This is a genomic window from Roseateles sp. GW835-FHT13E02, assembly GCF_058794035.1.
In genome coordinates this window covers 1-615 of record NZ_JBXAGJ010000056.1, presented here as the reverse complement: position 1 = coordinate 615, position 615 = coordinate 1, and the positions used below count along the sequence as shown (strand labels likewise).

Sequence of the window (615 nt, the reverse complement as noted above, 5' to 3'; positions counted from 1 at the left end):
AAGCCGCACGTCAACGTCGGCACCATCGGTCACGTGGACCATGGCAAGACGACCCTGACGGCTGCGATCGCGACCGTGCTGTCGAAGAAGTTCGGCGGCGAGGCCAAGGCCTACGACCAGATCGACGCTGCGCCTGAAGAAAAGGCTCGCGGCATCACCATCAACACCGCTCACGTCGAGTACGAAACCGCTGGCCGTCACTACGCCCACGTGGACTGCCCCGGCCACGCTGACTATGTGAAGAACATGATCACCGGCGCCGCACAGATGGACGGCGCGATCCTGGTGTGCTCGGCCGCTGACGGCCCGATGCCCCAGACCCGCGAGCACATCCTGCTGGCTCGCCAAGTGGGTGTGAAGTACATCATCGTGTTCCTGAACAAGTGCGACATGGTGGATGACGCCGAGCTGCTGGAACTGGTGGAAATGGAAGTGCGCGAGCTGCTGAGCAAGTACGACTTCCCCGGCGACGACACCCCCATCATCAAGGGTTCGGCCAAGCTGGCTCTGGAAGGCGACACCGGCGATCTGGGCGAGCAAGCCATCATGCGCCTGGCTGACGCTCTGGACAGCTACATCCCCACGCCTGAGCGCGCTGTGGACGGTGCTTTCCTG

1 protein-coding gene is annotated in these 615 nt (G+C 63.3%); it reads left to right on the top strand.

Going from position 1 to position 615, the window contains the following annotated elements; genetic code table 11:
• The coding region (locus AC1Q6P_RS23990; protein ID WP_492666274.1) for a GTP-binding protein at nt 1–615 on the top strand (615 nt) is incomplete at both ends.